Source organism: Mesorhizobium sp. LNHC229A00, from assembly GCF_000502415.1.
Lineage (GTDB): Bacteria > Pseudomonadota > Alphaproteobacteria > Rhizobiales > Rhizobiaceae > Mesorhizobium.
Genome location: NZ_AYWQ01000097.1, coordinates 1 through 1073, shown reverse-complemented (window position 1 = coordinate 1073; position 1073 = coordinate 1). Strand labels below are relative to the sequence as shown.

At 61.3% G+C, this 1073-nt stretch carries 1 pseudogene; it reads right to left on the bottom strand.

Annotated elements, in window-relative coordinates:
• Positions 1 to 43 precede the first annotated feature (43 nt).
• Positions 44 to 1073, bottom strand: a pseudogene (locus tag X742_RS1000000175125) (hypothetical protein); the annotation flags it as partial.

The following is a 1073-nucleotide window of genomic DNA, read 5'->3' as shown; positions in this document are numbered from 1 at the left end:
AGGGACAGGGTGGCGGCCGAATGCGATCGGTCCAAATTCCGATTCATCTGAGATCGACGGCGCCTTCCCATCCGCCGTCGCCGAATAGCTGGATCGAATCCGACCCGTCTCCGTAGGCCGTGTATCCGATGCCGTTGGAATTCCACTTCTTGTCGCCCTTGACGCAGCCGACGAAGCTGACGGAGGCCTTGCCGTTCGGATACCACTCGGTGAGTTTCCACGTACACAAATCTCCCTTGCCGCGAAAACCCATGCTGAGCTTTGTGTCGCCAGGTTTTCCGTTGGGATGTTCGAGCCGCGAGATTTCACCTAGATCTGTCGCAATCTTGCGCATCTCTTTGCCCCTGTCCCTGAAGAAGGCAACGGCGGCGGCCCGGGACGTTTTACCAAACGTTCCATCCTGTTTGCCCTTGTAGTAGCCCCATTGGGAAAGGAGCGCCTGCAGCTCCCTCTTTGCAGAAGAAGGCGCTCCTTTTTCGAGACCGTCGGGCATGACGCGGTCGCTCGGCAGCGCATAGAGAGCGCGCCATGCGCCCTTGGCGCGTGCGAGGTCCTGCAGGGACATGTCTTCTTTCGTCTTCGCGGGCGTAGCGCCGCCGTCGATGAAGCCTCTCACGACTGCATCGTTGTCGACGAGCACGGCAGCCTCGAGCGGGGTTATGCCGTCTCCGTCCGGCGCGTTGGCCAAGGAGGCGATAGCAGGTCGGGAGATCAGCAGGGTGCGCAAATAGGGGGATTGGCTCGACGTGTTGTGAGCGGCCATCACGACCGCCGCAGATCTCCCGTTATCGTCCTTGAGGCTCAGGAGTTGCTGGAGCGACAGGGACGCAAGACTGCCAATCACTGCTTCTGCTATGACATCCGATTCCCCATCCTGTCGGGCATAGGCGGCATGGAGCGCGGAGAGGCCGCGCGGGCCTACCGCGACCGGATCGGCCCCGCGCAGCATCAGGAACCCGACCGAAAAGCGGTTTCCTAACGCTGCGGAGTAGACGAGAGCCGGATAGCCTTCGGCATTCTTCTGGTTGGGGTCCGCTCCGGCGTCTATGGCCGCCCGGATATTACACTCGGAC